1 pseudogene is annotated in these 1,166 nt (G+C 66.9%); it reads left to right on the top strand.

Annotated features, from left to right (window positions below):
• Positions 1–53: 53 nt before the first annotated feature.
• Positions 54–1,149, top strand: a pseudogene (locus MFF58_RS31705) (IS630 family transposase).
• The last annotated feature ends 17 nt before the right edge of the window (positions 1,150–1,166 follow it).

The raw sequence follows: 1,166 nt of genomic DNA, 5'->3' as shown, positions 1-1,166 counted from the left end.
ATACCAAGCCTCGTTGAGCGGGACTCACGTGGGGTAGCGGATCGGACAGGGCTGTGATTCTGTCCTCGGGTTTGAAGCCTGGGAGGATGGGATGGCCGCTCCTATACCGCTGCGGCCAGACTTCGATGCCGCGGCCCTGCGTGCCCTGGCGAAGCGTTCGCTTGAGCCGGATCAGACCCGCCGCCTGCTGGCTCTGTCAGCGATCTACGCGGGCAGCCCGCGCTCCGAGGCGGCCGCTCTCGGCGGCGTCGGGCTCCAGACGGTGCGGGACTGGGTGCTCGCCTTCAACGCTGAGGGGCCAGATGGGCTGATCGGCGGCAAGGCTCCCGGCGCTCGCCCGCGCCTGAACGTCGAGCAGCGGGAGGCGCTGCGTGCCTTGGTCGAGCAGGGTCCGATGCCGGCCGCCCACGGGGTGGTGCGCTGGCGGTTGATCGATCTCGCCCAGATCCTGTTCGAGGATCACGGGGTCTCGGTCTCCGAGCAGACGCTGAGCCGGGTTCTGCGGAGCATGGGCTACCGCAAGCTCTCGGCTCGTCCGCGCCATCACGCCCAGGATCAGGACGCCATCCCGGTTTTTAAAAAGCCTTTCCCGCCCGCCTGGCAGAGATCGCGCAGGCCACGGGCGGCAAGCCGATAGAGATCTGGTTTTCCGACGAGGCTCGGATCGGGCAGAAAAACACGATCAGCCGCCGCTGGGCACGCCGTGGCACGCGCCCAGTGGCCGCGAAGGACCAGCGCACCGCCTCCGCCTACCTCTTCGGCGCGATCTGCCCGGCTCGTGGCACGGGAGCCGGGCTCGTCATGCCTCGCTGCACCACCGAGGCGATGAACCTGCACCTGGCCGAGATCGCCAGGGCCGTCGCGTCGGGCGCGCACGCCGTGCTCCTGCTCGATCAGGCGGGCTGGCACATGACCAAGAAGCTCGTGATCCCTGCCAACATCACCTTGCTGCCGCTGCCAGCCCGCTCGCCCGAACTGAACCCAGTCGAGAACCTCTGGCAGTTCATCCGTGAGAACTGGCTCGGCAATCGGATCTTTGCTTCATACGAGGCCATCCTCGACCACTGCTGCGACGCCTGGAACAAGCTCATCGACCAGCCCTGGCGCATCATGTCCATCGGCCTGCGCGCCTGGGCTCATGAGTTCTGATCAGTGAGAGTTAGTAT

Origin of the sequence: Methylobacterium longum, assembly GCF_022179385.1 — a bacterium.
Lineage (GTDB): Bacteria > Pseudomonadota > Alphaproteobacteria > Rhizobiales > Beijerinckiaceae > Methylobacterium > Methylobacterium longum.
This window is presented reverse-complemented; position numbering and strand designations above follow the sequence as displayed.